Origin of the sequence: Bradyrhizobium prioriisuperbiae (assembly GCF_032397745.1) — a bacterium.
Lineage (GTDB): Bacteria > Pseudomonadota > Alphaproteobacteria > Rhizobiales > Xanthobacteraceae > Bradyrhizobium_A > Bradyrhizobium_A prioriisuperbiae.
The window spans coordinates 7949010-7975506 of the sequence record NZ_CP135921.1 but is presented as its reverse complement, the minus strand read 5'-3'; the positions used below and the strand labels follow the sequence as shown (position 1 = coordinate 7975506).

Below are 26497 nucleotides of genomic sequence, written 5' to 3'. Positions count from 1 at the left end.
TCACATGAACGCCCATACCAAGCCGACCCCGCTGTCGTCGCGACTGTCGGCCGTCCGCCCGTCGCCGACCATCGCCATCACCCGGCTCGCCAACGAATTGCGCCGCCAGGGGCGCGACGTCATCGGGCTGTCGCAGGGCGAGCCGGATTTCGACACGCCACAGCATGTAAAGGATGCCGCCAAGGCCGCGATCGATGCGGGCGCGACCAAATACACCGACGTCGATGGAACACCGGAGTTGAAGAAGGCGATCGTCGGCAAGTTCAGCAAGGAGAACGGGCTGTCCTATGACATCTCGCAGATCAGCGTCGGCACCGGCGGCAAGCAGGTGCTCTACAACGCGCTGTGCGCCACCCTCGACCACGGCGACGAGGTGATCATCCCGGCGCCTTACTGGGTGTCTTATCCCGATATGGTTTTGCTGGCCGGTGGCGTGCCGGTGACCGTGCCGTGCGGCGAGGCTGATGGATTCAAACTCACCGCCGCATCGCTGTGCGCGGCGATCACCCCGCGCACCAGGTGGCTGGTGCTCAACTCGCCGAGCAATCCGACCGGCGCCGGTTATTCGGCTGCCGATCTGAAGGCGCTCGCCGCCGTGCTGCTCGATCACCCGCAGGTGCTGATCCTCACCGACGACATGTACGAGCACATCCGCTACGACGGCTGGGAGTTCACGACCATCGCCGCGGTCGAGCCGAAGCTGTTTGATCGCGTGCTGACCTGCAACGGCGTCTCCAAGGCCTATGCGATGACGGGCTGGCGCATCGGTTATGCGGGCGGCCCGGCCGATCTGATCAAGGCGATGGCGACGATCCAGTCGCAGAGCACCACCAATCCGAGCTCGGTGTCGCAAGCGGCCGCGGTCGCGGCGCTCACCGGTCCGCTCGACTTCCTCTCCGAGCGCAACGAGGTGTTCCGCCAGCGCCGCGATCTGTGTCTTGCGGCCTTCAACAGCACCGACGGATTGAGCTGCCGCACGCCGGACGGCGCGTTCTATCTGTTTCCGTCCTGCCAGGGCGTGCTGGGGCGCAAGCGGAGCGATGGCCGGATCATCGAGACCGATGTCGACTTCGCGACCTTCCTGCTGGAGGAGGCCAATGTCGCCGTCGTTCCCGGTTCGGCTTTCGGCCTCGCGCCGTTCTTCCGCATCTCCTTCGCCACGGCGACCGAGCGTCTGCAGGCAGCCTGCACGCGCATCGCGGAGGCCTGCAGCAAGTTGAGCTGAGGCCAAAAAACAACACACCCGGCATCGCTGCCGGGTGTGTCATCATTCCAGAGCTGTTGTCGCCTGTTATCAGGCGACGCGCTGCAGGGCGCGTTTGTCGGTTCGCGCCACGCGGGCGAGCAGATATTCGATTTCCGTCTTCGCCGTTGCGCTGAGCGAGCCGCCCGGGGCGCGCAGCGCGTCCGAGCTGATCAACCCCCGGCGCGCCAGCACATATTTGCGCACGGACAGGCCGACGCCCGGCTGCTGTTCGTAGCGCAGCAGCGGCAGGTGGGCGTCGAACAGGTCGTGGGCGGCGTCGCGCTCGCCGGACTGCGCCAGCCGCACCGTGTCGACCAGCATGTCCGGGAAGGCGTATCCGGTCATGGCGCCGTCGGCGCCGCGCTCGGTTTCGAAGTCGAGGAACAGCCCGCCATTTCCGCAGAGGATCGAGATGTGCCGCATCTCGCCGCTCGATTCCCATTTGCGCAGGGCCGAGATCTTCTCCAGTCCGGGCCAGTCCTCATGCTTGAGCATGACGCAGGACGGATTGTCCGTCACGATCTTGCGGATGACGCCGGGTGTCATCACCACCGTGAAATTGAGCGGGTAATCCTGGATCACGAACGGCACGTCGGCGCCGATCGCTTCGGCAGCCTGGCGATAATAAGTGACGATTTGGTCGTCGGTGCGCAGCGAGTTCGGCGGCGCGATCATGACGCCGGCGGCGCCGGCATCCATCGAGGCCTTTGCCAGTGTGCGCATGGCGGCGAAGCCGGGTGCCGACACACCGACGATCACCGGTAGCGAACGCGCACGCTTGATGAAGCGAACGGCGACATCGATCGCTTCCTGGTTATCGAGCTTCGGGGCCTCGCCCAGCACACCGAGCACGGTGAGACCGGTGCTGCCGCAGGACAGATAGAAGTCGGTCAGGCGGTCGATCGAGGCCATGTCGATCTGGCCGTCGGCGGTGAACGGCGTCGGGGCGATGGGGAATACTCCCTTCGCGGTGTTATCGAGGCGCATGGGCAAAATCCGGTCTGTTGTTGACATATGCCATCCCTACGCAATCCCTGCGTTCGGTAAAACCGTAATATTTCCGTTTTCAAATGCCGGAATATCCGTCATTATGGGAGCCTGGAAATCGGGCTGATAGCACTGTGAATACACGCTTTTTGCGCACCTTTTGCACGGTTGCCGACCGGGGATCGCTGGCGGCTGCCGCGCGGCACTTAGGCTTGGCCAATGCCTCGGTCGCCGAGCAGATTCGCGCCCTCGAAGCCGAGCTGAACACGGCGCTGGTCGTTCGACGCGGGCAGGGCGTCGCGTTGACCGATGCCGGCCAGGCGGTGCTCGGCGCGGCCCGGCAGATTGTGGTGCAGGCGGACCATTTGCGGCATCTGGCGCAGGCGCGGCGGCTGACCGGCCGGTTGCGGGTCGGCGCGATTTCCACGGCGCTGATCGCGATGATGCCGGCGGCGCTGCGGACCCTGTCGCAGCAGCATCCGGACATCGAGATCAAGGTCGTGCCGGGAACGTCGGCGGGACTTCTACAGATGTTGGAAACCGGAGAGATCGATTGCGCGCTGGCGGTGCGTCCACCATTCCGGTTGCCCAAGAGCCTGTCCTGGCGCCTGGTGCGCGACGAGCCTCTGGTGATGATCGCTCCGTCGACGACCGAACGGCAGCCCATCGGCGCCATGCTTGCCGGCGCGCCATTCATCCGGATGGATCGCAATGCCTGGACCGGCCAACTGGTGAGCCGTTTCCTTCACGATCGGCGCATCACCGTGCGCGAGCTGTTTGAACTCGACGCGCCGGAGACCATCGTCATCCTGGTCGCCGAGGGCGTCGGTGTGTCGCTGCTGCCGGATTGGGGTATCACGCCTCCGGTCGGCCGCGACATTCACATGGTGCCGATCCCGGATCCGAAATACGCCCGCGCAGTGGGTGTTTTCGGCAGCCGTGGGCCCGCCGCAACCCTGATCGACGTCTTTGCATCGGCCGTTGAAGAGACGGCGGGGGCTAGCTGAGAAACAGGCAGCCCCAGCCCTTGATCATGCGGGGATCCTGTCCGGCAACGCGCAGACTCTGAAACAAGGTCAGGGCCACCGAGTCGTAGACCGGCACGCCGAGCTCGGCTTCGAGGGGGGCCGCAATCGCGGCGCCGCGCATGTTGGTGCAGACGATCGCGACCGCATCGCAGCCTTCGCTGACCACTGCGCGGGCCATGGTTGCGATCTCATCAGGGTCGACGGTCGCGAACGAAAAATTGTCCTGCAGGCGTAGGTGGCGTTCCGCCGGGCAGGCGAAGCCCACCGCCGACCAGTTGGCGATGATTTTGGCCTGGACGTCGTCCCGATAAGGCGTCACCAGTCCGACGCGGTTGACGCCGGTTCGCGCGAAGACATCGCGGAACGCCAGCACCGAAGTGCAGGCGGGGATTCCGGTCGCGGCGCGGATACGCTCGCACAGGCGCTCGTCTTGATCGAACCCCAGCCAGGCCGCCGATGTTCCGTTCCAGGCGATGACGTCGACCTTGGCATGCGCCAGCAGTTCCGCCGCGCGCAGGATCTCGGTGTCGTCGAATTGCCGCAGCGCCTGGTCGGACAGGGCGATCTCGGTGACCTTGAAGCGGGAAAAATGCGCCGTGATGTCGGGCAGCCCGGCGAGCATGGCGCTCGTCATCGGCTCCAGCACGGTGTTGGATGACGGTGTCAGCATGCCGAGGCGCGCGGAAGAGGGCATTTGGTCGGTCTCGTGCAAGAGTTGCGAAGTGTCCGGCTGGGCCGCGGTGTGCAGAGCATTTTCGAGCAAAGTGGATACCGGTTTGCGTGAAGAAAACGCGTCAAAACAAGAATCTAGATCTTCCGTTCCGATTCTATCGGAACGGAAGATCTAGGCCGCCGCCGGCTGCGCGGCCACCTCCTTGATCAGGTTCAGCACATGCCGTTTCATATCGTTGAAATCAGCGCCGGTCACGTCGCGCGGACGCGGCAGGTCGAGTTCGATCAGCTCCCGGATGCGCCCCGGCCGCCGGGTCATGACCACGATCCTGTTGCCGAGCACCAAGGCTTCATCGACGCTGTGCGTCACGAACACGATGGTGCCGCGATGGCGCTGCCAGATCGCGACCAGTTCCTCCTGCATCTCGCTCTTGGTCTGGGCATCGAGCGCGGCAAACGGCTCGTCCATCAGGATCACGCGTGGATTCATGATCAGCGCCCGCGCGATTCCGACCCGCTGGTTCATTCCGCCGGACAATTCGGACGGGTAGTGCGTCTCGAAGCCCTTCAGGCCGACAAGGTCGATGAACGTCTGTGCCTGCTCACGCCGCTCCGCCTTGGCGATGCCTTTGAGCCTGAGATGAAACGCGATGTTCTCCGCAACCGTCAGCCACGGCATCAGGGTCGGCTGCTGAAACACCACGCCGCGGTCGGCGCCGGGCGCCTCGACCGCCTTGCCGTCGACGGTGACCCGGCCTTTGGTCGGTGTCTCGAAGCCGGCGATGATGTTGAGCAGGGTCGACTTGCCGCAGCCGGATGGGCCGAGCAGGCAGACGAAGTCGTTGGCGGCGATCGACAGATTGATGTCGTCGAGTGCCGCGACCTCACGCCCGCGCGAACTGTCGTGGAAGGTCTTGGTGATCGCTTCGATGTTGATCTCGGCCACGATGTGCTCCCCGGTTCAGCCCTGGCGCCCGGCGACGGTGGTCGCCTTCTGCCAATGCAGCACCCAATTCATCAGCCGCTTGATGGCGAGGTCGGAGATGAAGCCGAGCAGTCCGATCGAAATCATTGCCGCGAGCACGATGTCGTAGCGCAGGAAATAATAGGAATCCCACAGCACGTAGCCGAGGCCGCTTTTCACGGCCACCATCTCGGCAGTAACTGTCAGCATCCAGGCGGAGCCTATGGCGATGCGCAGGCCGGCGAAGATCGAGGGCAGGGCGGCCGGCAGCACGATGTGCCGAAGCAACTGCCGCTCGCTCGCGCCCATCATGGCGCCGGCGCGGATCAGGTTGCGGTCGACGCCCTTTACGCCATGAATGGTGTTCATCAGGATCGGGAAGAACGCGCCGAGGAACACCAGGAAGATCGCCGGTTTGTTGGCGATGCCGAACCAGATGATCGCAAGTGGAATCCACGACACCGGCGGGATCGGCCGCAGCATCTGCAGCGTCGGCTCGAGCATGGTCTCGGCGGTGCGCCACCAGCCGATCGCCGTGCCGGCTATCACCCCCGTCGCTGCCGCGATGGCGAAGCCGAACGCGACGCGCCAGGCGCTGGAAAAGGCATCGCGCAGCCAGAGGCCGGAATAGCTTTGCGTTGTCTCGTCGATGCCGAGCATCCAGTCGGCGAGCGCATGCAGCACCGCCGAGGGCGCGGGCAGCAGCGCTGGCGGCAGGACGCCCGAGCGGGCAAACGCTTCCCATCCGAGCAACAACAGCAGCGGGACCACGAACCGGTCGAGCCGCCGGCCGATCTGCTTGCGGAGTCGCTTGCCGATTCCGGGCTGGGCCGCGATGTGTCCGGCTGATTCAGTAGCCGAGATCATTCTTTGACCTCTTGGTCACAGCTTCAAGAAAGGAATAGTCCAGCGTCTTGTCGATGGCCGGCGTCACGTCGTTGCTGATGTATTTGAGGTCCTTCATCATGCGGGCGATCGCCAGTGTCTCCGGCTTGTGGATGGCGTAGTCCGGAAAGGCGTTGTCGAGCGCCGATTCCGCGATGCTCTTGTCGAGGCCGGTCTGCTTAACGATGGCGTCGGTCCACACGCTCTTGTCGGCCTTGAGCTTGTCGACCAGCGCGACCACCGCCGCCACCGTCGCCTGCACGTCGGCACGGCGCGCCGCGATCACGTCGGACCGGGTCACGATGAGGTTGGTCAGCTTGCCGGCGGCCTGGTCGTAGGGCAGCATGAAGGGTTTTCCCGCGCCGGCCAGGCGGATCTGCGAGGCGAACGGTTCGACGGTGCAGACCATGTCGATCTCGCCCCGGCGCAATGCCGCGATGTGGTCGGACGGGTTGGGGATGTTGACGAACTGCAGGTCTTTGTTGACGTCGATACCCTGCTTGGCGAACGCGCCGCGCATGTGAATGTCCTGCGCGTTGCCGCGTGACGCGGCGATCTTGAGCGGGGTGCCCGCGGCCTTCGCCTTCTCGACCTGGGCCTTGAAGGCGGTCCAGTTGTCCTTGGGCAGGTCAAGCGCCGGCGTCGACAGGCATTCGGACCCGCCGTTCACCTGGCCGGAGATGGCGACGACGTCAAAACCTTTATCCAGCGCGGTGACGTAGTGGAGATAAGTCACCTGCGCGACGTCGATGCTCTTGGAGACGAGTGCGGTCAGCACATCATTGCCGGAATTGAAACCGGTGGCCTCGATCGTGACGCCTTGCGCGAGACCCGGCGTCAGCGCCATCGGTAGGCAGTGCGCGCACTTGGCGTAGCCGAGCTTCAGCGGCGCGGCGTCCGCAGCCCGGGCAGGCAGTGTCAGGACGGCGAGCGATGCGAAAAAAGATCCAAGAATAAGTGAGGCGAAGAGCTTGTGTCGCACGATGCGAACCTCCGAAACGAGGACGTGGGGCCAGCTTGTGCGTGAACCTCGCAGGGGAAAATTCGGGCCGCAAGCATTTTTTGAATGCTGCATACAATTTACGCCAAGTGGCTATGAAACAAACAGTAATTGTCTATTATAAGGGCGCAAGATGCAGCTTCTGCGCTGCCATAATGCACGTCCTGGAGCGCCCACCCGTGAGCGAACATTCCCCCAAGAAACGTGGTCGTCCGCGCAAGGCGGGCCTCATCGGCACGGCTGCCGGCCGGCATCTGCGGCTGCGCCGCGTCAGCCTGCACGAACGCGCCGTCGAGCGGCTGCGCAGGCTGATCATCGGCGGCGAACTGGCCCAGGGCACCGAACTTGTCGAAGCCGAGCTGTGCGCGCTGATCGGCGTGTCGCGAACGCCGCTGCGTGAGGCGCTCAAGCTGCTTGCTGCCGCCGGCCTTGTGGAGTTGCGCCAGAACCGCAGCGCTCGCGTCGCCGTGATGAACAGCGAGGAGATCGTCGCCTTGTTCGAGACCTTGAGCGGGCTCGAGCGTCACGCCGCCGAATTGGCCGCCGAACGCATGAGCGCCGCCGAGATCGAGCGGCTATGCGTGATGCAGGACGAGATGGAGCGCCACTTTGCCGGCAACGACATCGACGCCTACTTCCAGCTCAATCAGGCGCTGCACCAGGCGATCGTCGCCGGCGCCCGCAATCCGCTGCTGCGCGAAACCCATGAGCGATTGATCGCGCGCGCGGAATGGGCGCGTTATGCGGCGCTGGATTCGCGGCGGCGCTGGGATGAATCGGTGCAGGAGCACCGCGATATCCTGGCCGCCCTGCAGGCGCAGGATGCGCCGACGGCCGGGCGGCTGCTCGCCAATCATGTCATGAACACCGGTCGCGAGGTCGTCCAGGCGCTGGCGCAACAGCCGCCGGCGACGGCCCGCACCGACGCTGCCTGAAAGGAATCCGATGCGATTGCTGCTCCTGAACCCGAATACCACTGAGGCTGTGACCGAGCGCTTGACCGGCGCCGCGCAGGCCGCGGCCGCGCCCGGCACCGAGCTTGTGCCGCTGACCGCGACCCGCGGTGTTCCCTATATCGCGACACTGGCTGAAGCGCAGATCGGCGGCGCGATCGCGTTGGAGATGCTGGCCGAGCATCATACCGACGTCGACGCTGCGATCATCGCGGCGTTCGGCGATCCCGGCCTGTTCGGCGCGCGCGAGCTGTTCGACATTCCTGTTGTCGGCATGTCGGAGGCGGCGATGCTGACCGCCTGCATGCTTGGCCGGCGCTTCGCCATCGTCACCTTCGCCGCGGCGCTGGGCGGCTGGTATCGCGACTGCGTCGAGATGCATGGCCTGCGCGATCGCTGTTGTTCGGTGCGCATGCTCGATCAGTCGTTCACCTCGATCGCGGACGTGCAGGACGAGAAGGAAGAGCTGCTAGTCGCGCTCGCCAACAAGGCTGTGGCCGAGGATGACGCTGAGGTGGTCATTCTCGGTGGTGCGCCGCTCGCGGGCCTCGCCGGAAAGATCCGCGACCGTGTGGCGGTGCCGCTGGTCGATCCGATCGCGGCTGCGGTCAAGCAGGCGGAAGCGATCGTGACGCTGGCGCCGCGCAAGGCGATTGCAGGCACCTTCCGGCGGCCGGCGGCAAAACCGACCCGCGGCCTCGTCGACAAGCTGGCGATCCGGATCGAACACCGCGATAATCCCTCAGTCGCCGGATGACCGGCATCCACTTGAACTTGGAATCTCTGGACCCAGATATGACATTCGACACGATCATCCGCGGCGGCACTGTAGCGACGGCGTCTGACACCTTCACCTGCGACGTCGGCATCACCGATGGCCGCATCGCCACCCTCGGACACGATCTCGGCGCTGCCCGCCAGGTTATCGACGCCACCGGCCGGCTGGTGCTGCCCGGCGGCATCGACAGCCATGTGCATATTGCCCAGCCCAGCGGACCCGGCATCGTCATGGCCGACGATTTCGAGAGCGGCACGCGCGCGGCCGCGTTCGGCGGCAACACCACGCTCTTGCCGTTTTGCATGCAGGAGCGTGGCCAAAGCCTGCGCCAGGCGGTCATCGATTATCACGCCAAGGCCGACGGCAACTGCTATGTCGACGTCAGCTTCCACCTCATCATCTCCGATCCGACCGAGCAGGTGCTGGGACAGGAACTGCCGGCCCTGATCAAGGACGGCTACTCCTCGTTCAAGGTGTTCATGACCTACGAGGACCTGGCGCTGAGCGACCGGCAAATTCTCGAAGTGATGTCGGTTGCCCGCGAGACCGGGGCGCTGGTCATGGTGCACGCCGAGAATTTCGATGCCATCCGCTTTCTCACCGACCGGCTGGAGCGGGCAGGGAAGACCGCGCCGCACTACCACGGCGCGTCGCGGCCGATCCCGGTGGAGCGCGAAGCCACCCATCGCGCCATCGCGCTGGCTGAGCTGATCGACGTGCCTGTCATGATCGTCCATGTCTCCAACCGCGAGGCCATGGAGGAAATCCGCCGGGCCCAGCAGCGCGGCCTGAAAGTGTTCGGCGAGACCTGTCCGCAATATCTCGTGCTGACCGAGAAGGACATGGAGGGGCTCAACATGGAGGGCACCAAGTATGTCTGCAGCCCGCCGCCGCGTGATGCCGCGAGCCAGGTCGCCTGCTGGGAAGGGCTGCAGCAAGGTGTGTTCAGCGTGTTCTCCTCGGATCACTGCCCGTTCCGCTACGACACCACCGGCAAGCTCGTTCCCAAGGGGCGCACCAGCTTCCGCTGGGTGCCGAACGGCATTCCCGGTGTGGAAACGCGGCTGCCGATCCTGTTCTCGGAAGGCGTGGTCAAGGGCCGCATCGATCTGAACCGGTTTGTCGCGCTGTCGGCGACCAACCATGCCAAGACCTACGGCCTCTATCCGCGCAAGGGGACCATTGCGGTCGGCTCCGACGCCGATATCGCCATCTGGGATCCGACCCGCGAGGTCACGATCGGCCAGGACATCCTGCATCACGGCGCGGACTACACGCCGTATGAGGGACTGCGCGTCACCGGCTGGCCGGTCACGATACTGGTGCGCGGTGAAGTCGTGGTGGTGGATGGCGAACTGGTCGGCCGCAAGGGGGCCGGGCAGCATCTGGCGCGCGAGGCCTCGCAATATGCCGCACCGCCGCGCAGGCCGTAGCCTGGGGGCGGGGGGCGATTGACCGATGGAAGCGGCTGCGGTCCGTTAGTTGGTCGGCCCGTCACCGCGGATGGCGAAGGCCGGGGCTTTCAGCCTGGTCATGCCGAACTTCTCGAACAGCTTGTCGTAGGTGCCGTCGGCGCGGATTGCGGTCAGCGCGTCCGCCACTGCCTGCGCAAGCAGCTTGTCGCGGAAGGCGAAGGTGATGTCGGTGCCGGCGATGTCCCTGACCCAGATCTTGGCGATGCCGCGCTGCTCCAGCGAGTTGGCGGTCTCATTGATGTTGAGCGCCGCCTCGAGTTGTCCGGCACGCAACGCCGCCGAGGTCGCCGTCACGGTCGTGAAGGTGCGAAGGTCGATCCCCTTGAGGCCTTTCGCTACCATCTCTGTGTTGAACTCGCGCGCCTTGCGCTCGGTGTAGGTGGCGGACTCGACGCCGACGATGCGGCCGGCGAGATCCTCGAATTTTTCGAGTTTCAGGGGGGAGGCGGGATCGGTGTAGATGCTGATCGCCTGGATCGCATAGGGCACGAGGTACAGCATCTTCGAGCGCTCCTCGGTCCAAAAGAGACCGGTGTTGATGGCGTCGAAGCGGCCGCTGCGCAAGGCCGGAATCATCGGCGGGAAGTCCATCCGCAAGAACACCGGCTCCAGGCAGATGCGCTTGGCGATTTCCCTGGCGAGCTCGACATTGAGCCCCTGCAGTTCGCCCTTGTCGTCGACGAACTGCTGCGGCGGCAGCGTCGGATTGATCGACATCTGCCACTTGCCGGCCTCGATCAGGCTGGAGGCCGGCACTTTCGGTGTGCAGCTCTGGGCCTGCGCCGCGCCGGCAAGGCCGATCAGGACAGCCAAAGTGGAGAAGGTTGTAAGCAATCGCATGCGTGAACTCCTGTGCAAAAACGTGGATGGCTAAAGGAGGCGTTCTCCGCTCTCGCAGTCTTTTTCGTTGTCGCCTTAGCTTGCGTCGTGATCCGGCTGCCGGGTCAGGATCAGTGAGGTGTGGCGGGCTTCCGTCACCACCTCGTTGCGCTGGTTGATCAAGTCCAGCGCTTCGATGACGATCCCGCGTGCCGGATTGCGGGTCGGCCGCTTCTCGACAAACTGAAAGCGCACGCGCAATCGATCTCCGGCGACGACGGGGGCCTTGAAGTGGACCTCGTCCCAGCCGAGCGAGGCGACCGAGGTTTCCTCGTAAAGCTTCAACTCCGACTTCAGCCCTTCCATTAGCGACAGGCCGAACAATCCATGCGCGATCACGGCCGGAAAGCCGCGCGAGCGGGCGTAGGCATCGTCGAGGTGCAGTGGATGATGGTCGCGGGTGACGTCGGCGAAGCCTGCGATATCCGCCGGCGTCACGGTGTGCTCCGCGCTCTGAAACTGCATGCCCAGTTCGATGTCTTCGTAGCGGAGGTTGATCGATGCGGTGCGGGTATCGCTCATGGCATCGTCCCTCACGCCACCTTGCGCTGCCGCGCGGGCAGGGCGATGAAGCTCTGGCGGATGCCCATCGGTCCGGGCCGGAAGATGCGCGAGTCCATGTCACGGAGGTCCGGGCTGATGCAGGGACGGAAGCCCATGTGCGCGAGCACGTCCTCTTCCAGCCGTGCGCCCGGCGCGATTTCGGTCAGGGTGATGCCGCCGTTTTCCAGCTGGAAGACGGCGCGCTCGGTGATGAAGGTTACGTCCTGGCCGCGCCGCGCCGCCAGCGCTGCGCTGAAGCTGATCTGGCCGACCTGGGGCACGAACTTGCGGAAGGCGCCGTCGCGGCGTATGGCGAGGCGGCTGTTCTCGACGCCGATATCGAACTTGCCGCCGGTCATGGTGCCGCTGAAGATCAGCCGCCTGGCATTTTGCGTGATGTCGATGAAGCCGCCCGAGCCGTCCCGGCGGTCGCCAAAGCGGGTGACGTTGACGTTGCCGCCCTCGTCGACTTCCGCGAACGAGAGGAAGGCGCAGGAGAGCCCGCCGCCGTCGTAGAAATCGAACTGGTAGGCCTGGTCGAGGATGGCGCGCGGATTGATGGCGGTGCCGAATTCGCGCGCGTGTCCGGGCACGCCGCCCACCACGCCCGATTCCACCGTCAGCGTGATCAGGTCCTCGATGCCTTCCTCCGCCGCGACATTGGGGATCATAGCCGAAATGCCGACGCCGAGATTGACCACGTCGCGCGGACGCAGCTCGAAGGCGGCGCGCCGCGCAATCACCCGCCGCTGGGTGAGCGGATCGGGTGCGATCATCGCCACCGGCACCCGCGTCTCGCCGCAGCGGGCGGGATCGTGCGCGGTGCCATAGGTCTGCATCTGGTCGGGCTCGAGCACCACATGGTCGATCAGGAAGCCGGGAATCTTGACCATCTGCGGATGTATCGAGCCGCGCTCGACGATCCGCTTCACCTGGCAGATCACCGTGCCGCCGGCGTTGTGCACCGCTTGCGCGATCGAGAGATCCTCGCGCGTGGTGCCCTCGTGCTCCATGCTGATGTAGCCGTCCTCATCCGCCGAGGTGCCGCGGATGATGGCGACGTCAGGCGAGGCCGGCACGCGATACAGCAGCCACTGTTGTCCCTGCAATTCGACCAGGTCGACCAGCGGCGCGGTGGTGCGCGCATTCATGCGGCCGCCGTCCTGGCGCGGATCCATGTAGGTGTCGAGGCCCACGTGAGTGAGCACGCCGGGATGTTTGGCCGCCATGGCGCGGCAGAGCTGGCTCATCACGCCTTGCGGAAAGTTGTAAGCGTCGATCAGTTCGTCGCGCACCAGCCGCATGAACGGCACTTGCAGCCCGAAATTGCCGCCGATCACCCGCGCGATCATGCCCTCATGGGCGAGGTGGCACAGGCCTTTCTCGGTCACGGCGCCGACGCCGGTGATGTTGATCAGCGTCAGCCTGTGTGGTCCCGCGCCGCCGAGGAAACGCTGCTCCAGCGCATCGAGCACGGCTTCCGCCACGCCGGTGCCGCCATTGCCGCCGACAATCAGCGTGTCGGCATCGCGGATCAGGCCCGCGGCCTCCGCTGCGGTGATGATACTCAGCATGCGCGTCGGCTCCCCATCACGCAGCCTCTTTTTCGACCTGGCGGGCGATGATCAGGCGCTGGATCTGGTTGGTGCCCTCGTAGATCTGGGCAAGGCGCACATCGCGGAACAGGCGCTCGATGCGGTATTCGCGCGAATAGCCGTTGCCGCCGTGGATCTGCAGTGCGTTCGACACATGCTTCATGGCCATGTCGGTGGTGAACAGCTTGGCCTGCGCGGCCTCCTTGGCGATGGGATGGCCGGCGTCGTGCAGGCGTGCGGCGTGGTGGATCAGGAGGCGTGCGGCGGCGATGTCGGTGGCCATGTCGGCGAGCATGAACTGCACCGCCTGGAAGCCGATGATCGCCTGGCCGAACTGCTTGCGCGTTTTGGCATAGGCGGTGGCATCCTCGAACGCGGCCTGCGCCATGCCGAGCGCCATCGCGGCCATCATCAGCCGGCTGAAATTGAAATTGCTCATGGCCATCTTGAAGGCCTGGTTCTCCGGGCCCATGATGCAATCGGCCGGCAGCCGCACGTCGGAGAAGGTGACTTGGCAATCCTCCAGTCCGTGCATGCCCAGCAATTCTTCGTTTTTGCCGCGCGTGATGCCCGGTAGCGCGCCGTCGACCAGCAGGCAGGAGATGGCGCGGTGCCCGGCGTCCGCACTGGTGCGGGCGAACACCATGATGCGGTCAGCGACGCCGCCCAGCGTCACCCAGGCCTTGGTGCCGTTGAGCAGCCAGCCATTGCCGTCGCGGGTGGCCGTCGTCCGGATGCCGGCGACGTCGGAGCCGTGGTCGGGCTCGGAGACGGCGGTGGCGGGAATGATGTCGCCGCTGAGGATCTGCGGAATCAGCGCCTTGTGCGCCTCGGTGCCGTGCTGGTCGAAGAACAGCACGGCTTCGACGGGGATCGCGAAGGCATTGGCGACCGCGCCGGAGCAGCGCGCCAGTTCCTCCATGGCGATGCAGGCGGCAACGGCATCGAGGCCCGCGCCGCCCGCGCCCTCGCGCAGGCAGATGCCGAACAGGCCGAGGTCGGCCATGCCCTTGTAGAGCGCGCGGTCGAAACGGTCGTCGCGGTCGATCGCGGCGGCGCGCGGCAGGATCGCGGTTTGGGCGAAGCGCCGTGCGGTGTCGCGCAGCGCCTTCTGGTCGTCGGTATAGAAACGGTCCATGGCGTGTCGCTGTCCTCAGTCGCTGGCAAGAATGGAAGCGTGGGCGACCTCGTTCTTGTCCCGGTCGAGGAAGTAGATGGCGACGTCGTCGGCCGGCACGCCATAGGCGGTGCAGACGCTGCGCGTCAGTGCCGCGGCGGCGGCGCGGCGCGCGGCCTCGGTGCGGCGGAAGGCATGCACCTTGAGCAGGATGCGCTGGCCGGCGCCCTGTGCGCCCATCTCGCCGGCATGGGCGTAGTCGCCGGGCACGATCGGCAGGAAATAAAGCGTGACGGTCTCGGCGCCGACATTGAAGGCCGACATCAGGCTGTCGGTGACGGATTTCGCCAGCGCGGCCTTGTGTTCAGGCGGGGCGGATGGTGCGAGAACTTCGACATAGGGCATGCGGTCAGCCTTGAATTGGGAAGATCTGGATTACAAAGATTTCGATTTGGACGATCTGGACTTGGATGATTTTGATGGTTGCAATGATTTCGATGCATCCGCTGCGGAGGGCTCGAACGGGCGGCAGGAGTCGCGCTTCACCAGCCGGGCACCGACCCGGTATTCGCGCACGCCGTCATTGCCGTTCCCCTTGGCATCCATGCGTTGCAGCAAGCGGTCGACGGCGAGGTTGGCGAGATCGCGTGCGCCGTTGTCCACGATGCTGATGGCCGGGCGATGCCATTCGAACCAGGGCATGTCCTCGTAGCAGAGCAGCGAGAGCTCATTGGGAATCGACAGGTTCCGTTCGGCCGTCACGCGCAGCACGCCGAGCGTCGCCTCATGATTGGCGACGAAGATCGCGCTGGGCGGCTCTGCGAGGTCCAAGAGCTTGCGGCAGGCGGTGGCGCCGGTTTCCGGCACGAAATGGCCGGGATGAATCAAGCTGTTGTCCACGGGAAGCGAGGCCTCGCGCATGGCGCGGATATAACCCGATAACCGCTCGCGTCCGGACGTCGCGTCCGGACGGCCGACAATGAAGCCGATGCGCCGGTGCCCGAGCTCGATCAGGTAGCGTGTGCCGAGATAAGCCCCCTGCGGGTCGTCGGCGAGCACGGTTTCGAGGTCGGTGTCATTGTCGCGGCGTACCAGGCAGACGATCGGAATGTCCTGCGCCAGCGCCGTCAACTGCGCGCCGTTCTTGCCGGTGGGAACGACGATCAGCCCGTCGACGCGGTGATCGGCGAGGGTGGTCAGCGTGTCGCTCTCCTGCTGCGGATCGTCGCCGCCGATGCACAGCAGCATCTGGTAGCCGAGTGCCTTCAACCGCGCCTGCACCACCTCGGCCATCACCTGGAACGATGCGTTGGTGAGGTTATGCACCAAGAGCCCCACCAGCCGCGATTGTCCGGTCTTCAGTCCGCGCGCGATGGGGTTGGGACGATATCCGAGTTCACGTGCGATGCGGGCCAGACGCTGCTGCGTGCGCTCGCTGGCAAGTCCGCCGCCGCCCAGCGCGCGCGACGCCGTGCTGACCGAAACGCGTGCTGCCCTTGCCACATCTTTGAGCGTGACGCTCATCAAACCTGCCGATAGACTGGAAACGATTGCAAAACGCTATTGGCATAATATGCGCTGTGCAAGCTTAAATTATGGATCATCGCTGCTCAATGCAGCGACAATACTGGAAACGTTTCCATAAACTTTGCGGCGCAGCCGCAAGGCGGTCGCTGCTGTCCGAAATTCACCCTGACTAAACGGAAGTCCCTGATGAAGACGTTTCGCGGCACCTACACCGTCATGATCACGCCCTTCACGCCGGCGGGAGATGTCGACGTCGCAGCGCTGCGCGCCTTTGTCGACTGGCAGATCGCGCAGGGCATCCATGGCCTGATTCCGCTGGGTTCGACCGGTGAATTCCTCTCGCTCAACGACGATGAGAACGCCCTGGTGGCCGAGACGGTGATCGCCCAGGCGGCGGGGCGCGTGCCCGTGCTGATCGGAACCGGCGCGGAGGACACCCGCGAGGTGGTCCGCCGCAGCCGTCGTGCTGAAAAATTGGGCGCGGACGGCGTCATGATCATTCCGCCGTTCTATTCGACGCCCACCGACGACGAGCTTGTTCATCATTACAAGACGGTGGCTGACGCGATCGCGCTGCCGATCATGGTCTACAACAATCCCGCCACCGCCAATGTCGATCTCAAGCCGCCGCTGGTGGCGCGGCTCGCCGAGATCGACAACTGCCTCTACATCAAGGAATCGACGCTCGAAGTCACGCGCGTGCGCGACATCATCCGGCTGTGCGGCGACCGGATGACGGTGTTCGGCGGCATCCTCGGTTTCGAATCCTTCGTGGAAGGCGCGCAGGGCTGGGTCGCGGTCGCCTCCAACGTCGCGCCAGCGGCAATGGCGCGCATCTTCGAACTTGTGGCCGACGAGGGGGCGATCAAGCCGGCGCGTGACCTCTATCTGGAGTACCTGCCGCTGATCGAGTTCGTCGGCGGCCAGGCTTATGTTGCCGGCACCAAGGCGCTGCTGAGCCATATGGGGTTTGCCGCAGGTCACCCGCGGCCGCCGCGCCTGCCATTGCCGGCTGAGCAGGATGCCGCGGCACGCGCGCTGGTTGAGAAGCTCGGCCTGGCCTGGCCGGGAGCGTCGGCGGTCTCAAGGCGGTACGCATGATGGCGTCACGCGGTCGACGCTGTGAGCCGGGCCGCGATCTCTTCGCGGGCATGCCGGATCAGCGCCTGCGTCAGCCGCTGTTGCGGTCGCTCGGAGGCCACGATCGCCGACACCGTGATCTGTGTCTTCGGCTTGAACGGCAGGCTTCTCAGGCGGCTGTAGCGTTTGGAGGAGGCGGTCAATTCGTCGATGATCGCGACTCCCAATCCCTCTTCGACGAAGTGTCCGGCGACATTCATGAAGCGGACATGGAATGCGGGTGCGTAGTCGGTGGCGCTGCGCCGAAAGGCCTCCCGGACGAGGGTGTTGATCCTGCTGCCGGACGGTGGAGCGCTGATCAGCGGAAGATCGCGCAGATCGGTCGGCGAAACGAAGCTCAGTTGCGTGAGCGGGCTGTCCTCGTGACAGGCGCAGACCATGTCGAGCTGCGCCAGTGGCAGACAGTCCAGCGCCTGGCGCGGATTCGGCTCCATGGCGAAGCCGACATCGACGATGCCGATCTCGACATACTCCAGAAGCCTGTCGATCGTCATGGTTTCCAGCGACACCTCAACGCCTTGGTGATCCCGGCTGAATCTGGCGACGACCTGCGGCAGCAGCGTTTCCGACAGCTCCGAGGTGGCGACGATCCGCATGCGTCCCTTGCTGCCGGCCCGCAGGTGAGCGGCGGTCTGGCTGATCAGGTCCTGCATCAGAAACAGCGGTTCGGCTTCCGCAAGCAGGATCTGCGCTTCCTGGGTGGGGATCAGGCGCTTGTTGACCCGGTCGAACAGAAGAAAGCCGAGCGAGGATTCGGCGTGCTTGATGGCGTTGCTGATCGCTGGCTGCGACATGCCGAGATCTTGCGCGGCGGCAACGGCGGAGCGTGTTCGCATCACGGCTCGCAGGATTTCAAGCTGGCGAAGATTCATAAGGGGCGATCCTGAAATGGTCAGCGATGTGAAGGCGCATCATAGATTTCGGTTATCAACTTGGCTTGCAAAATAATTGATCGTGATGTTGTCCGCGGTGAAATCAACGGCCAAGGTTCGAGCCGACAAGAATGCCTGGCGACAAAGGTGCCTGCCCGGAGGGCACACGTCGCACGGCTCAAGAATGGTGTGACCCGATGAATCTGCTCGATGGCATCAAAATTCTGAGCTTCAACCACTACCTCGCAGGACCGCTGGCCGCGCAGACGCTCGCCGATCTCGGCGCCGATGTCATCGCGGTTGAACCGATCGAGGGTGCATTCCAGCGCAACTGGGCGGTCGCCAACCATTTCGTTGCGGGTGACAGCGTCAATCACCTGGCGACGGGACGCAACAAGCGCAGCCTCGCGGTTGATCTCAAGCATCCCGACGGTGTTGCCGCGGTGAAGAAGCTGGTGGCGACCGCCGACGTGGTGATGGAGAATTTCCGACCCGGCACCATGGCCAAGCTCGGCCTCGGCTACGACACGCTGAAAGCGCTCAATCCGAGCTTGATCTACGCGGTCGCGACCGGGTTCGGATCCGACGGTCCCTACAAGGATCGGCCGGGCCAGGACCTGTTGCTGCAGGCGCTGTCCGGGCTTGCGATGCGGACCGGACGGGCCGACGGCCAACCGACCGCGGTCGGCGCCGTGATCGTCGATCAGCATGCGGCGTCGCTCTATGCGATGAGCATTCTCGCCGCGCTGTTCGCTCGCACGAAAACCGGCAAGGGTCAGTTGGTGGAGGTGAATCTCTACCAGGCGGCCATCGATCTCCAGGTCGAACCGTTGACCGCGTGGCTGAACGGCGCGCCGTCGCCGTCATCGCGCGCCCCCTCGGGCATCGCCGCCTGGTTCAGTCCCGGTCCCTACGGCATTCACGCAACCGCCGACGGCCATATGGCGATCTCCATGGCCTCGCCCAAGGCGCTGGCGGCTGCGCTCGACAGCGATGACCTGAAGCAGTTCGGCGAAGCCGACAGTTTTTCGCGGCGTGAGGACATCACGCGGTTCGTCGCCGAGCGGCTGAGGCAGAAGCCGACGGCGGAGTGGCTTCCGGTTCTGGAAGCCGCGCGCATTTGGCATGCGCCGGTGCAGGACTATTCGGACCTTCAGGCGGACCCCCAACTCAAACATCTCGGTGTTTTCAGGGACACTGAAGGGGCGCGCGGCGCGCCCATCACCATGGTCATGCATCCCGCCCGCTATGATGGCCAATCCCCGGACATCCGATTGGTGCCACAGCCGCTTGGAGCGCAGACGCGCGAAGTTCTTGCGGAAGCCGGGTACGGCTCCACTGACATCGAAGCAATGATTGCCGGCAGAGCTGTCGGGGTGTCGCGATGATCGATTTTTCGCTGCCTGATGATGCCCGCCTGCTGGTCGACACGGTCCGCCGCTTTGTCGAAACCGAAGTGCAGCCGCTCGAGGACGAGGTCGAGCGCACGGCTGCCGTGCCGGCCGACGCCCTGAAGCGCATCAAGGCCAAGGCCAAAGAGCTCGGCCTTTACGCCATGAACATGCCAACCGCTGTCGGCGGTGGTGGGCTGTCCTGCGTCGAGCACTGCCTGGTGGAAGAAGAATTCGGCAAGACTTCGGACGCACTGATCCGCCGCGTGTTCGGGCAGGTTTATCCGATGCTGATGGCCTGCAAGGGCGAGCAGGTAGACAAGTATCTGCTGCCGACGGTGAGGGGCGACAAGATCTGTGCCATGGCGATCACCGAGCCCGATGCCGGGTCCGATGCGGCGTCGATCAGCACCACGGCCCGTCTTGAGGGTGATGCGTGGGTGCTGAACGGCACCAAGCACTTCATCAGCGACGGCGACATCGCCGACTATGTGATCCTGATGGCTTTGACGGATAAGGACAAGCGCGCCCGCGGCGGCATTACGCTGTTTCTGGTCGACAAGGGCACACCGGGCTTCAAGGTCGCCCGCACCCAGCCGATGATGGGCCACCGCGGTTACGGCCATGCCGAACTGACATTCCAGGAGTGCCGCATCCCAAAGGACGCCGTTCTCGGCGAGGTCGGCGCCGGCTTCAAGCTGATCATGCAGAGCGTGCTGCAGATCCGTCTCGCTCACATCGGTGCCCGCGCCGTCGGTATGGCACAGCGGGCGCTGGAGATGATGCGCAAGCATGCCGGCGAGCGGCGGCAGTTCGGCCAGGCCATCGGTGATTTCCAGATGGTGCAGAAGCTGATCGCCGATTCCGCCACCGAGATCTTTGGTGTCAAGATGATGGTGACGAATGCCGCATGGGAGATCGATCAGGGTCTGGAGCCGCGCGACAAGGTGTCGATGATCAAGGTCGCGGCCTCGGAAATGCAGGGTCGCGTGGTCGATCGCGCCATCCAGGTGTTCGGCGGCATGGGCTTCAGCAAGGACCTGCCGCTGGAGCGCATGTACCGCGACGCCCGCGTCACTCGCATCTATGACGGCACTTCAGAGATTCACCGCATGCTGATCGCGCGCAGCACCATCAAGAACGGCTTGCAACTCTAGGACCTGTTTCGATGACCTCAGCCCAAACCCTGAAGACCGGCGCGGCATTTTCATTTCGCAAGACCATGACGGTGGCCGAGCAGGCCATGTTCACCGGTATCAGCGGCAACCTCGGCGGACTTTATGTCGATGCGGTGCGGGCTCGGAAGGCCGGCGCGTCCAACATGGTCGCGTTCGAGCTTGCGGTGAGCAGCCTCGCCACCACCTGCCTCAGCCAGCTCGGCGGCCCCACCCGCCGGATCGGCAGCATCGCGCTGAACTTCGCGACCCCGGTCATTGTTGGCGATTCGGTGGAGGCGAAGGCGGAGATCGTGTCCGTCCATGGCGATGAGGCGCTCTGCCGCATCGTCTGCACGCTGTCCTCGTCCGGCGACACGGTCGTGGAAGGCAGCGCGACGCTGGTTCCGTTCGAGCCGAAGGGCTGAGCCATGTATGAGCCAAAATCGTTCGACGACCTCAAGGTTGGCGACAAGGTCAGTCTCAGCAAGACCATTACGGAGGCGGACGGTGCGCTCTATATCGCCGCGACCGGCGATTTCGGGCCCGTCCATGTCGACGAGGTTTATGCAGGCGCAACGCGGTTCGGTCGCCGTCTGGCGCCGGGCATCATGGTGGCCGGTCTCTGTACCAGTATCCTCACCAGCGAACTCGCAGGCACCATCGGCGTGTCGATCGAGGATCGCTTCTGGTTCACCGGGCCGGTGTTTTACGGCGATACCGTCACCTTCGAAGTGTGGATTGCCGAGCAGCACGACGACACCCGCACCATTGTCTGGGAAGCCAGCGCCCGCAACGAGGACAGCCTCGAAGTGCTGAAGGCGCGCGCCACCCTGAAATTTCCGCGCCGGAAAGCCTCATGAGCGGCCCGATGAAACAACTCGACCTTCGCGGCGTTACCGTCGCCACCGTGCTTCCTTTCGACCAAAATCTTGCGATCGACTGGGACGGCTACGCCCGCGTTCTCGATCACTGCGCCTGTCAGGACGGGATCGCCGCCGTGTTCGTCAATGGCCATGCCGGCGAGGGCGGATCATTGTCGGATGAAGAGCGCCATGCGGTCATCACGCGGACCCGGGCCCATATCGGCGCGAGGCCGCTGCTGGCCGGAATCATTGCGCATTCCACCGCGGAGGCGATCCGGCAGGCGAAGCTCGCCGAGACTGCAGGTGCCGCCTGCGCCGTGCTGTTTCCGCCCGCGCCGCTCGGCGGTGGTGCGTCGGCCACGTCGCGCGCACCGGTCGCATTTGTGCGTGCCGTCAGCGCGGCGATCGATATCCCGGTGTCGATCTTCCAGTATCCGGTGGCGTCGGGTCTCGGCTATTCGCCGCAAACGCTGGCCGAGATTGCGGCGATCGACGGTGTCGTCGCCATCAAGGAGGGCAGCGACACCATGCTGGCCTATGACGAGAACCGGCGCGCCGTGAAGCAGGCCAATCCGGATGTTGCGATCCTGCCGTCGAACTACAACTGGTTCCTGCCGCAGCTCGCGCTCGGCGGCGACGGTCTTCTGTCCGGCCTGATCAGCCTGGTGCCGCAGCTGTTCGTCGAACTTTGGCAGGCGTCCCTGGCCGATGATCTCAAGGCGATGCGCGCCGTCAACGAGCGCCTGCATCCGATCGTGCGGGCCATCTACGGGCCGGCTCCGATCATGGATATGCACACGCGCATGAAGGTCGGGCTCAAGGCGCTCGGCGTCATCGCCAACGCCGATCCGCGGCCGCCGTTGATGCCGGTCACGCCGGACCTCTGCGAGGCGATTTCCGCCACGGTCCGCGCCACGCATCGCACCGGCGACATCAGGCTGGCTTAGGGAGCGCCGCGATGTCCGACGATGCCTTCATCCATATCGTCCGGGTCGACATCGATCCGAAGCATGAGGCTGCTTTCAACGCCTGGTACGAGGATACGCATTTTCCCGATCTGCTGGCGTGTCCCGGCTGGCTGTCAGCGAAGCGCTTTGTCTCCATCGGCGACGGACCGAAGTATGCGGCTGTGTATGAGGTCGCCGGGCGCTGGGCGTTTGAAACGCCGGAATTCCAGAAGGTCGCGGGCTTTGGTCCGTTCGCGCCTCTCGTGAAAAACTTTGCGCGTATCCAGTTGAAGCCGATGTCGGGATCGTCTTCGCCGGGCTGACGATGCGTTGCGGCGCGATCGCCTAGATCGCAATGCACTGCATCCAAAAATAGTGGAATGGGGAAGCTAGGGCGAGGGATTGCATCGGTCATTTGGGGTCTTATTGGAGGTATCACATGGTCTCGACACTGCTCCGCGCGAGCGCTTTTGGCGCGGTCATCTTTTCTCTCTCGTCGGTTGCGGCGCATGCCGCGTGCACGCCCGCCATTGGTGATGACAACCTGGTTGCGCCGGGGAAATTGCAGCTCTCCATCAATCCGACCAATCCGCCGCAGCAGTTTGTGGACAAGGATGGTCAGTTGCAGGGGCTCAATGTCGAGCTCGCCCAGGAGCTCGGCAAGCGCATGTGTCTTCCGGTGGAACTCGTCCGGATGGATTTTCCTGCGATGATGCCTGCGATGACTGCAGCGCGCATCGACGGAACCGACACCGGCATGTTCTGGACCGAGGAACGTTCAAAGCTGATGTACATGGTGCCCTACGCTATCCAGGCGATTTCGGTGGTGGTTCCTCCTGATAGCGGCACGAAAATTGCCAGTGAACAGGACCTGATCGGAAAAACGTCCGCTGTCGAGGTCAGCACTTATCAGATGAACTGGCTCAAGAAACTCAGCGACACCAGCGTCGCAAAGGGCGGCGCGGCGGTGGAGATGCGGACCTTTCCGACCGCCACCAACGTCGTCAGCGCGCTGCTCGCCAAGCAGGTCGATAACGCGCTGCTCGTCGACAGCGTGGCGCGCGATCTTGTCGGCCGCGGTCGCGTCAGGGAGGTTCTGACCGGTCTTGGCCTCGCCCGCACCACGCTCACTTTCCGCAACAAGACGGCGGCCGAGGCAGTGGTCAAGGCGCTCAATGCCATGCGCGCGGACGGCAGCTATCAGGCGCTGTTCGACAAGTTCGGTCTGACCACGATGCCCGCCGATCAGCCGCTCGCGATCGCCGGTCCCGGCCCGGCCTGACAGATGGAGACAAGCCGATGAGTCACTTCAGTCCGGCGGCCTGCGTCGATTACTTCTTCAATTACTTCCTGATGAGGGGCGTGCTCGTCACCATCGGCTTGACCGCTGCCGGCGTGGTCGGCGGACTAATTCTCGGGATGGGCATTGCGCTGATGCGCATGTCGTCCAATCCCGTACTCAGCGGCTTTGCCAGGTTCTACATCTGGTTCTTTCGCGGCACGCCGCTGCTGATCCAGCTTGTGGTGATCTACAGCGGCCTGCCGCAACTGGGCATCAAGTTCGGCGTGATCACCTGCGCCCTGGTCGGGCTGATCCTCAATGAAGCGGCGTATCTGGCTGAAATCGTTCGCAGCGGTTTCCTGGCGGTGTCGGCCGGACAGCGGGAAGCTGCCTGGGCCCTGAGCCTGTCGCCATGGGTGACGTTCTGGCGCATCACGCTGCCGCAGGCCTTTCGCCTGATGATCCCGCCGCTCGGCAACTCCATCAATTCGCTCTTGAAGGCGACCTCGCTCGCCTCCGTCATCTCGGTGGAGGAAATCATGCGCCGAAGCGACATGCTGATGCAGGAGCATTTTCAGATTCTCGAAGTCTATGCGGCCGCCACCGCCTATTACCTGATCCTCACCTCGGTCTGGGACGTGGCTCAGCGCCGTCTGGAAAAGCACTTTGGCCGCTCCAGCACGGCGAGAGCGCCGAGAGCGGTCGCGAAGGCGCCACTGCCCAAGGCGGCCCTCGAGGCCAGAGCATGAGAACCCCGGGATCGATGACGACCGAGATCGACAGCGTCGAGGGACAGTCGCGCGCGCGCGCGGTGCCCGCGGTTCGGATGGAGGCGGTCTACAAATACTACGGCGATTTCACCGCCCTGAACGAGATCGATCTCAGCGTGGCCAAGGGCGAGAAGATCGTCATCTGCGGCCCGTCCGGTTCGGGAAAATCGACGCTGATCCGCTGCATCAATCACATTGAAAAGCACGACCAGGGGCTGATCTACGTCAACGGCGTCGAACTGGACCATCAGCCCGGGAATATCGACCTGGTCCGGCGCGACACCGGCATGGTGTTCCAGAGCTTCAACCTGTTCCCGCACATGACGATCCTGGAGAACTGCATCATCGCGCCGATGACGGTCAGCGGCCTGGCAAAGCCGGAAGCCAGAGATCTCGCGATGCATTTCCTGACCAAGGTCCGGATTCCGGACCAGGCCGCTAAGTTTCCCGGGCAATTGTCCGGTGGACAGCAGCAGCGTGTCGCGATCGCGCGCGCACTCTGCATGCAGCCCAAAATCATGCTGTTCGACGAGCCGACCTCGGCGCTCGATCCGGAAATGGTCAAGGAGGTGCTGGAGACCATGAAGAAGCTGGCGGAAGAGGGCATGACCATGCTCTGCGTGACCCATGAAATGGGCTTCGCACGGGAAGTGGCCGATCGCATTGTCTTCATGGACCAAGGCAGGATTCTCGAGCAGGCCAAGCCGGAGGACTTTTTCCATCATCCGGCGTCCGAGCGCGCCGCGACGTTCCTCGAGCAGATCATTCACTAGATCGGCCGTCGTCACCAAGATCTCCCGAGGCGATGCATGTCCGGATCATTTGTCGACCGCCTGTGCGGTATCCATGCGGCCACCATTGTGCCGATGCGGCCCGATTTCGCGATCGACGAGGAGGCGCTGGCGGCGCACATCTCGCGCGTCACGGCAGTGCGGGGCATCAACGGCCTTCTGGTCAACGGCCATGCCGGCGAGAACTTCGTGTTGTCGCTTGCCGAGAAACGTCGTGTTGTCGAGATCGCCCGCGCAAGCAGCCCCATGGATTGCCTGATTGTCTCCGGCGTGAACCATGAAGCCAGTCTCGAGGCCGCGCGCGAGGCCGCAACGCTGGAAGAGGCGGGTGCGGACGGGTTACTGGTGTTTCCGCCGAACAGCTGGGCGCTGGGGCATGACGATGCCTGCGTGATCGCGCATCATCGATGGGTGCGCGACGCGACGACGGTGCCGCTGATGCTCTATTGCGCGCCGGTGGACGCGGGCGCCATGGCGTATCCGCGGTCCGTGCTGGAGCATCTCGCTGGTGATCTGCGGGTCGTCGCCATCAAGGAGGGCAGCTGGGAGGTCGCCGCCTATGAGGAGAATGTGCGGCTGATCCGGGCGCTGCGTCCCGATGTCCGTGTGCTGGGCTCCGGCGACGAGCATCTGCTGACGAGCTACATCGTCGGCAGCGCCGGCAGCCAGGTCAGTCTTGCAGCCGTGGTGCCGGAACTCGTGGTCGCGCTCTGGACCGCGGCCGAAGCCGGCGACTGGACGCAAGCGCGTGCGGTGCACGACAAGCTCTATCCGCTCTCCGTCGCGGTCTACCGTGACGCGCCCGGCGGGCGGGCGACGGCGCGACTCAAGGCCTGCCTGAAGCTTCTCGGCCATCTTGAGAGTGATACGCTGCGCCCGCCGCAGCACGCCGCGACTGCGGCCGAGATCGGCGCGCTTTCGGCTGCGCTCGATGTTGCCACTGGGCGCGCATAGTCAACGTCACGTGCAGTGCGCTTTCGATTGCTAAACTGACTGGAGGTGATTTCTCAGCTTGTCGATGGTATGGGCAATACGCTGCGCGCCTGCCGCAATGAGCCGCTCCTTGCTGTGGTATCCCCAGCTGACACCGATCGATCGCAAATTGGCTGCTCGGGCCATGTCCATGTCGTACGTCGTATCGCCGATGAAAATGGCGTTGTCTGCTGTCACGCCCGTCGCCGCGAGCGCCTGAAACAGCATTGCCGGATGTGGCTTGGACGGCGCCATGTCGGCGGCCTGTACCGTGCGGAAATGGTCGCGCCAGTGCAGCGCCTCCAGCGCCGGGGCGACCGTGAGGGAGCTGTGTCCGGTCGCCAGTCCCAGGATCGTGTCCGGCCTGCTACTCAGATCGGACAACAGGGAATCCGCTCCATCGAACGGCTTCTCGGCAAAGGCAGGGTTCGCTCGGAGCTGCGGCAGCAGCAGATCATAGGCTCTTACCATGTCCTGTATCGGCGCCGACGCACCCGCAAGCTGGGCCAGGATGACGTTGAGGGATTGCCCGACCAGAGCGAGGCTGATGTCTGGCGGAGGAAGCGGCAGCTGGAATTGGGAAAATACGATGCGATGGGATTCCCAGATCAATGGGCGGCTGTCCACCAGCGTTCCGTCGAAATCGAAGATGATCAGCTTCAC

General features: G+C 64.4%; 29 protein-coding genes. 16 read left to right on the top strand and 13 right to left on the bottom strand.

The window, feature by feature from the left end; genetic code table 11:
- The first annotated feature begins 4 nt into the window (after nucleotides 1-4).
- Entirely contained in the window at nucleotides 5-1225 is a 1221-nt protein-coding gene (locus tag RS897_RS36985) for a pyridoxal phosphate-dependent aminotransferase (protein ID WP_315833601.1), read from the top strand.
- Between the two features lie 69 nt (nucleotides 1226-1294).
- On the opposite strand, the gene RS897_RS36980 is transcribed toward RS897_RS36985, so the two are convergent.
- Nucleotides 1295-2233: a dihydrodipicolinate synthase family protein gene (locus RS897_RS36980; RefSeq protein ID WP_315833600.1), complete on the bottom strand. Its 939-nt coding sequence runs from the start codon at nucleotides 2231-2233 to the stop codon at nucleotides 1295-1297.
- A gap of 134 nt (nucleotides 2234-2367) precedes the next feature.
- Here RS897_RS36980 and RS897_RS36975 point away from each other — a divergent pair, with 134 nt between their 5' ends.
- On the top strand, nucleotides 2368-3240 hold the full coding sequence (locus tag RS897_RS36975) for a LysR substrate-binding domain-containing protein (RefSeq protein WP_315833599.1): 873 nt from the start codon (nucleotides 2368-2370) through the stop codon (nucleotides 3238-3240).
- Here RS897_RS36975 and RS897_RS36970 read toward each other — a convergent pair.
- The 4 genes from RS897_RS36970 to RS897_RS36955 all read right to left on the bottom strand — a co-directional run bounded on the left by RS897_RS36970 (nucleotide 3233) and on the right by RS897_RS36955 (nucleotide 6704).
- Nucleotides 3233-3955, bottom strand: a complete 723-nt coding sequence (locus RS897_RS36970) for a maleate cis-trans isomerase family protein (protein ID WP_315833598.1) — start codon at nucleotides 3953-3955, stop codon at nucleotides 3233-3235. The two genes, RS897_RS36975 and RS897_RS36970, sit on opposite strands and share 8 nt — an antisense overlap.
- 150 nt (nucleotides 3956-4105) lie before the next feature.
- On the bottom strand, nucleotides 4106-4879 hold the full coding sequence (locus RS897_RS36965; RefSeq protein ID WP_315833597.1) for an ABC transporter ATP-binding protein: 774 nt from the start codon (nucleotides 4877-4879) through the stop codon (nucleotides 4106-4108).
- Between the two features lie 15 nt (nucleotides 4880-4894).
- On the bottom strand, nucleotides 4895-5764 hold the full coding sequence (locus RS897_RS36960) for an ABC transporter permease (protein WP_315833596.1): 870 nt from the start codon (nucleotides 5762-5764) through the stop codon (nucleotides 4895-4897).
- The gene (locus tag RS897_RS36955) at nucleotides 5748-6704 is read right to left on the bottom strand and encodes an ABC transporter substrate-binding protein (protein ID WP_407654593.1); all 957 of its coding nucleotides are present in this window, start codon (nucleotides 6702-6704) and stop codon (nucleotides 5748-5750) included. Before RS897_RS36955 ends, RS897_RS36960 begins: the two co-directional genes overlap by 17 nt.
- Nucleotides 6705-6961: 257 nt before the next feature.
- Here RS897_RS36955 and RS897_RS36950 point away from each other — a divergent pair, with 257 nt between their 5' ends.
- From RS897_RS36950 to hydA, 3 genes are read left to right on the top strand one after another with little or no spacing between them, the layout of a single operon-like run.
- Nucleotides 6962-7717: a GntR family transcriptional regulator gene (locus RS897_RS36950; RefSeq protein WP_315833595.1), complete on the top strand. Its 756-nt coding sequence runs from the start codon at nucleotides 6962-6964 to the stop codon at nucleotides 7715-7717.
- A 10-nt stretch (nucleotides 7718-7727) separates the two neighbouring features.
- Entirely contained in the window at nucleotides 7728-8492 is a 765-nt protein-coding gene (locus RS897_RS36945) for an aspartate/glutamate racemase family protein (protein WP_315833594.1), read from the top strand.
- 38 nt (nucleotides 8493-8530) lie between these two features.
- The gene (hydA, locus tag RS897_RS36940) at nucleotides 8531-9946 is read left to right on the top strand and encodes a dihydropyrimidinase (protein WP_315833593.1); all 1416 of its coding nucleotides are present in this window, start codon (nucleotides 8531-8533) and stop codon (nucleotides 9944-9946) included.
- A gap of 45 nt (nucleotides 9947-9991) precedes the next feature.
- On the opposite strand, the gene RS897_RS36935 is transcribed toward hydA, so the two are convergent.
- The 6 genes from RS897_RS36935 to RS897_RS36910 all read right to left on the bottom strand — a co-directional run bounded on the left by RS897_RS36935 (nucleotide 9992) and on the right by RS897_RS36910 (nucleotide 15646).
- Nucleotides 9992-10828 (bottom strand): ABC transporter substrate-binding protein, encoded by an 837-nt coding sequence (locus RS897_RS36935; RefSeq protein WP_315833592.1) that lies wholly within the window; start codon nucleotides 10826-10828, stop codon nucleotides 9992-9994.
- 75 nt (nucleotides 10829-10903) lie between these two features.
- Nucleotides 10904-11389, bottom strand: a complete 486-nt coding sequence (locus RS897_RS36930) for a MaoC family dehydratase (protein WP_315833591.1) — start codon at nucleotides 11387-11389, stop codon at nucleotides 10904-10906.
- An 11-nt stretch (nucleotides 11390-11400) separates the two neighbouring features.
- Complete coding sequence (locus RS897_RS36925) at nucleotides 11401-12984, bottom strand: acyl CoA:acetate/3-ketoacid CoA transferase (protein WP_315833590.1); 1584 nt, start codon at nucleotides 12982-12984, stop codon at nucleotides 11401-11403.
- 16 nt (nucleotides 12985-13000) lie between these two features.
- A complete protein-coding gene (locus RS897_RS36920; RefSeq protein WP_315833589.1) occupies nucleotides 13001-14143 on the bottom strand; it encodes an acyl-CoA dehydrogenase family protein in 1143 nt (380 codons plus the stop codon).
- Nucleotides 14144-14158: 15 nt separating this feature from the next.
- On the bottom strand, nucleotides 14159-14527 hold the full coding sequence (locus tag RS897_RS36915) for a tautomerase family protein (RefSeq protein ID WP_315833588.1): 369 nt from the start codon (nucleotides 14525-14527) through the stop codon (nucleotides 14159-14161).
- 30 nt (nucleotides 14528-14557) lie between these two features.
- Nucleotides 14558-15646 (bottom strand): LacI family DNA-binding transcriptional regulator, encoded by a 1089-nt coding sequence (locus RS897_RS36910; RefSeq protein WP_315833587.1) that lies wholly within the window; start codon nucleotides 15644-15646, stop codon nucleotides 14558-14560.
- A gap of 186 nt (nucleotides 15647-15832) precedes the next feature.
- Here RS897_RS36910 and RS897_RS36905 point away from each other — a divergent pair, with 186 nt between their 5' ends.
- On the top strand, nucleotides 15833-16750 hold the full coding sequence (locus tag RS897_RS36905; protein ID WP_315838864.1) for a dihydrodipicolinate synthase family protein: 918 nt from the start codon (nucleotides 15833-15835) through the stop codon (nucleotides 16748-16750).
- A gap of 5 nt (nucleotides 16751-16755) precedes the next feature.
- Here RS897_RS36905 and RS897_RS36900 read toward each other — a convergent pair whose 3' ends face one another.
- Nucleotides 16756-17661, bottom strand: coding sequence for a LysR family transcriptional regulator (locus RS897_RS36900; RefSeq protein ID WP_315833586.1), 906 nt, complete (start codon nucleotides 17659-17661; stop codon nucleotides 16756-16758).
- Nucleotides 17662-17858: 197 nt separating this feature from the next.
- On the opposite strand from RS897_RS36900, the gene RS897_RS36895 reads away from it, so the two are divergent.
- The 10 genes from RS897_RS36895 to RS897_RS36850 all read left to right on the top strand — a co-directional run bounded on the left by RS897_RS36895 (nucleotide 17859) and on the right by RS897_RS36850 (nucleotide 25816).
- On the top strand, nucleotides 17859-19049 hold the full coding sequence (locus RS897_RS36895) for a CaiB/BaiF CoA transferase family protein (protein ID WP_315833585.1): 1191 nt from the start codon (nucleotides 17859-17861) through the stop codon (nucleotides 19047-19049).
- Nucleotides 19046-20209 carry an acyl-CoA dehydrogenase family protein gene (locus RS897_RS36890; RefSeq protein ID WP_315833584.1) on the top strand — a complete coding sequence of 388 codons (1164 nt, stop codon included), beginning with the start codon at nucleotides 19046-19048 and terminating at the stop codon, nucleotides 20207-20209. Before RS897_RS36895 ends, RS897_RS36890 begins: the two co-directional genes overlap by 4 nt.
- A gap of 11 nt (nucleotides 20210-20220) precedes the next feature.
- A complete protein-coding gene (locus RS897_RS36885) occupies nucleotides 20221-20634 on the top strand; it encodes a MaoC/PaaZ C-terminal domain-containing protein (protein ID WP_315833583.1) in 414 nt (137 codons plus the stop codon).
- 3 nt (nucleotides 20635-20637) lie between these two features.
- Nucleotides 20638-21069, top strand: coding sequence for a MaoC family dehydratase (locus RS897_RS36880; RefSeq protein WP_315833582.1), 432 nt, complete (start codon nucleotides 20638-20640; stop codon nucleotides 21067-21069).
- Nucleotides 21066-22019: a dihydrodipicolinate synthase family protein gene (locus RS897_RS36875; RefSeq protein WP_315833581.1), complete on the top strand. Its 954-nt coding sequence runs from the start codon at nucleotides 21066-21068 to the stop codon at nucleotides 22017-22019. The genes RS897_RS36880 and RS897_RS36875 overlap by 4 nt, the downstream gene beginning before the upstream one ends.
- Before the next feature lie 11 nt (nucleotides 22020-22030).
- Nucleotides 22031-22342, top strand: coding sequence for a DUF4286 family protein (locus RS897_RS36870; RefSeq protein ID WP_315833580.1), 312 nt, complete (start codon nucleotides 22031-22033; stop codon nucleotides 22340-22342).
- A 116-nt stretch (nucleotides 22343-22458) separates the two neighbouring features.
- Entirely contained in the window at nucleotides 22459-23301 is an 843-nt protein-coding gene (locus RS897_RS36865; RefSeq protein ID WP_315833579.1) for an ABC transporter substrate-binding protein, read from the top strand.
- Nucleotides 23302-23318: 17 nt separating this feature from the next.
- A complete protein-coding gene (locus tag RS897_RS36860; protein WP_315833578.1) occupies nucleotides 23319-24050 on the top strand; it encodes an amino acid ABC transporter permease in 732 nt (243 codons plus the stop codon).
- Nucleotides 24047-24844: an amino acid ABC transporter ATP-binding protein gene (locus RS897_RS36855; RefSeq protein ID WP_407654375.1), complete on the top strand. Its 798-nt coding sequence runs from the start codon at nucleotides 24047-24049 to the stop codon at nucleotides 24842-24844. The genes RS897_RS36860 and RS897_RS36855 overlap by 4 nt, the downstream gene beginning before the upstream one ends.
- A gap of 36 nt (nucleotides 24845-24880) precedes the next feature.
- A complete protein-coding gene (locus RS897_RS36850; protein WP_315833577.1) occupies nucleotides 24881-25816 on the top strand; it encodes a dihydrodipicolinate synthase family protein in 936 nt (311 codons plus the stop codon).
- 30 nt (nucleotides 25817-25846) lie between these two features.
- On the opposite strand, the gene RS897_RS36845 is transcribed toward RS897_RS36850, so the two are convergent.
- Nucleotides 25847-26497, bottom strand: coding sequence for an HAD family hydrolase (locus RS897_RS36845; RefSeq protein ID WP_315833576.1), 651 nt, complete (start codon nucleotides 26495-26497; stop codon nucleotides 25847-25849).

Bases quoted from the DNA above. Each gene is read 5' to 3' on its own strand.
- RS897_RS36915 (WP_315833588.1), bottom strand. From the start codon at position 14,527: ATGCCCTATGTCGAAGTTCTCGCACCATCCGCCCCGCCTGAACACAAG.
- RS897_RS36945 (WP_315833594.1), top strand. From the start codon at position 7,728: ATGCGATTGCTGCTCCTGAACCCGAATACCACTGAGGCTGTGACCGAG.
- RS897_RS36865 (WP_315833579.1), top strand. From the start codon at position 22,459: ATGGTCTCGACACTGCTCCGCGCGAGCGCTTTTGGCGCGGTCATCTTT.
- RS897_RS36855 (WP_407654375.1), top strand. From the start codon at position 24,047: ATGAGAACCCCGGGATCGATGACGACCGAGATCGACAGCGTCGAGGGA.
- RS897_RS36900 (WP_315833586.1), bottom strand. From the start codon at position 17,661: ATGAATCTTCGCCAGCTTGAAATCCTGCGAGCCGTGATGCGAACACGC.
- RS897_RS36930 (WP_315833591.1), bottom strand. From the start codon at position 11,389: ATGAGCGATACCCGCACCGCATCGATCAACCTCCGCTACGAAGACATC.
- RS897_RS36850 (WP_315833577.1), top strand. From the start codon at position 24,881: ATGTCCGGATCATTTGTCGACCGCCTGTGCGGTATCCATGCGGCCACC.
- hydA (WP_315833593.1), top strand. From the start codon at position 8,531: ATGACATTCGACACGATCATCCGCGGCGGCACTGTAGCGACGGCGTCT.
- RS897_RS36860 (WP_315833578.1), top strand. From the start codon at position 23,319: ATGAGTCACTTCAGTCCGGCGGCCTGCGTCGATTACTTCTTCAATTAC.
- RS897_RS36890 (WP_315833584.1), top strand. From the start codon at position 19,046: ATGATCGATTTTTCGCTGCCTGATGATGCCCGCCTGCTGGTCGACACG.
- RS897_RS36970 (WP_315833598.1), bottom strand. From the start codon at position 3,955: ATGCCCTCTTCCGCGCGCCTCGGCATGCTGACACCGTCATCCAACACC.
- RS897_RS36875 (WP_315833581.1), top strand. From the start codon at position 21,066: ATGAGCGGCCCGATGAAACAACTCGACCTTCGCGGCGTTACCGTCGCC.
- RS897_RS36920 (WP_315833589.1), bottom strand. From the start codon at position 14,143: ATGGACCGTTTCTATACCGACGACCAGAAGGCGCTGCGCGACACCGCA.
- RS897_RS36895 (WP_315833585.1), top strand. From the start codon at position 17,859: ATGAATCTGCTCGATGGCATCAAAATTCTGAGCTTCAACCACTACCTC.
- RS897_RS36885 (WP_315833583.1), top strand. From the start codon at position 20,221: ATGACCTCAGCCCAAACCCTGAAGACCGGCGCGGCATTTTCATTTCGC.
- RS897_RS36960 (WP_315833596.1), bottom strand. From the start codon at position 5,764: ATGATCTCGGCTACTGAATCAGCCGGACACATCGCGGCCCAGCCCGGA.
- RS897_RS36910 (WP_315833587.1), bottom strand. From the start codon at position 15,646: ATGAGCGTCACGCTCAAAGATGTGGCAAGGGCAGCACGCGTTTCGGTC.
- RS897_RS36935 (WP_315833592.1), bottom strand. From the start codon at position 10,828: ATGCGATTGCTTACAACCTTCTCCACTTTGGCTGTCCTGATCGGCCTT.
- RS897_RS36925 (WP_315833590.1), bottom strand. From the start codon at position 12,984: ATGCTGAGTATCATCACCGCAGCGGAGGCCGCGGGCCTGATCCGCGAT.
- RS897_RS36880 (WP_315833582.1), top strand. From the start codon at position 20,638: ATGTATGAGCCAAAATCGTTCGACGACCTCAAGGTTGGCGACAAGGTC.
- RS897_RS36980 (WP_315833600.1), bottom strand. From the start codon at position 2,233: ATGCGCCTCGATAACACCGCGAAGGGAGTATTCCCCATCGCCCCGACG.
- RS897_RS36985 (WP_315833601.1), top strand. From the start codon at position 5: ATGAACGCCCATACCAAGCCGACCCCGCTGTCGTCGCGACTGTCGGCC.
- RS897_RS36870 (WP_315833580.1), top strand. From the start codon at position 22,031: ATGTCCGACGATGCCTTCATCCATATCGTCCGGGTCGACATCGATCCG.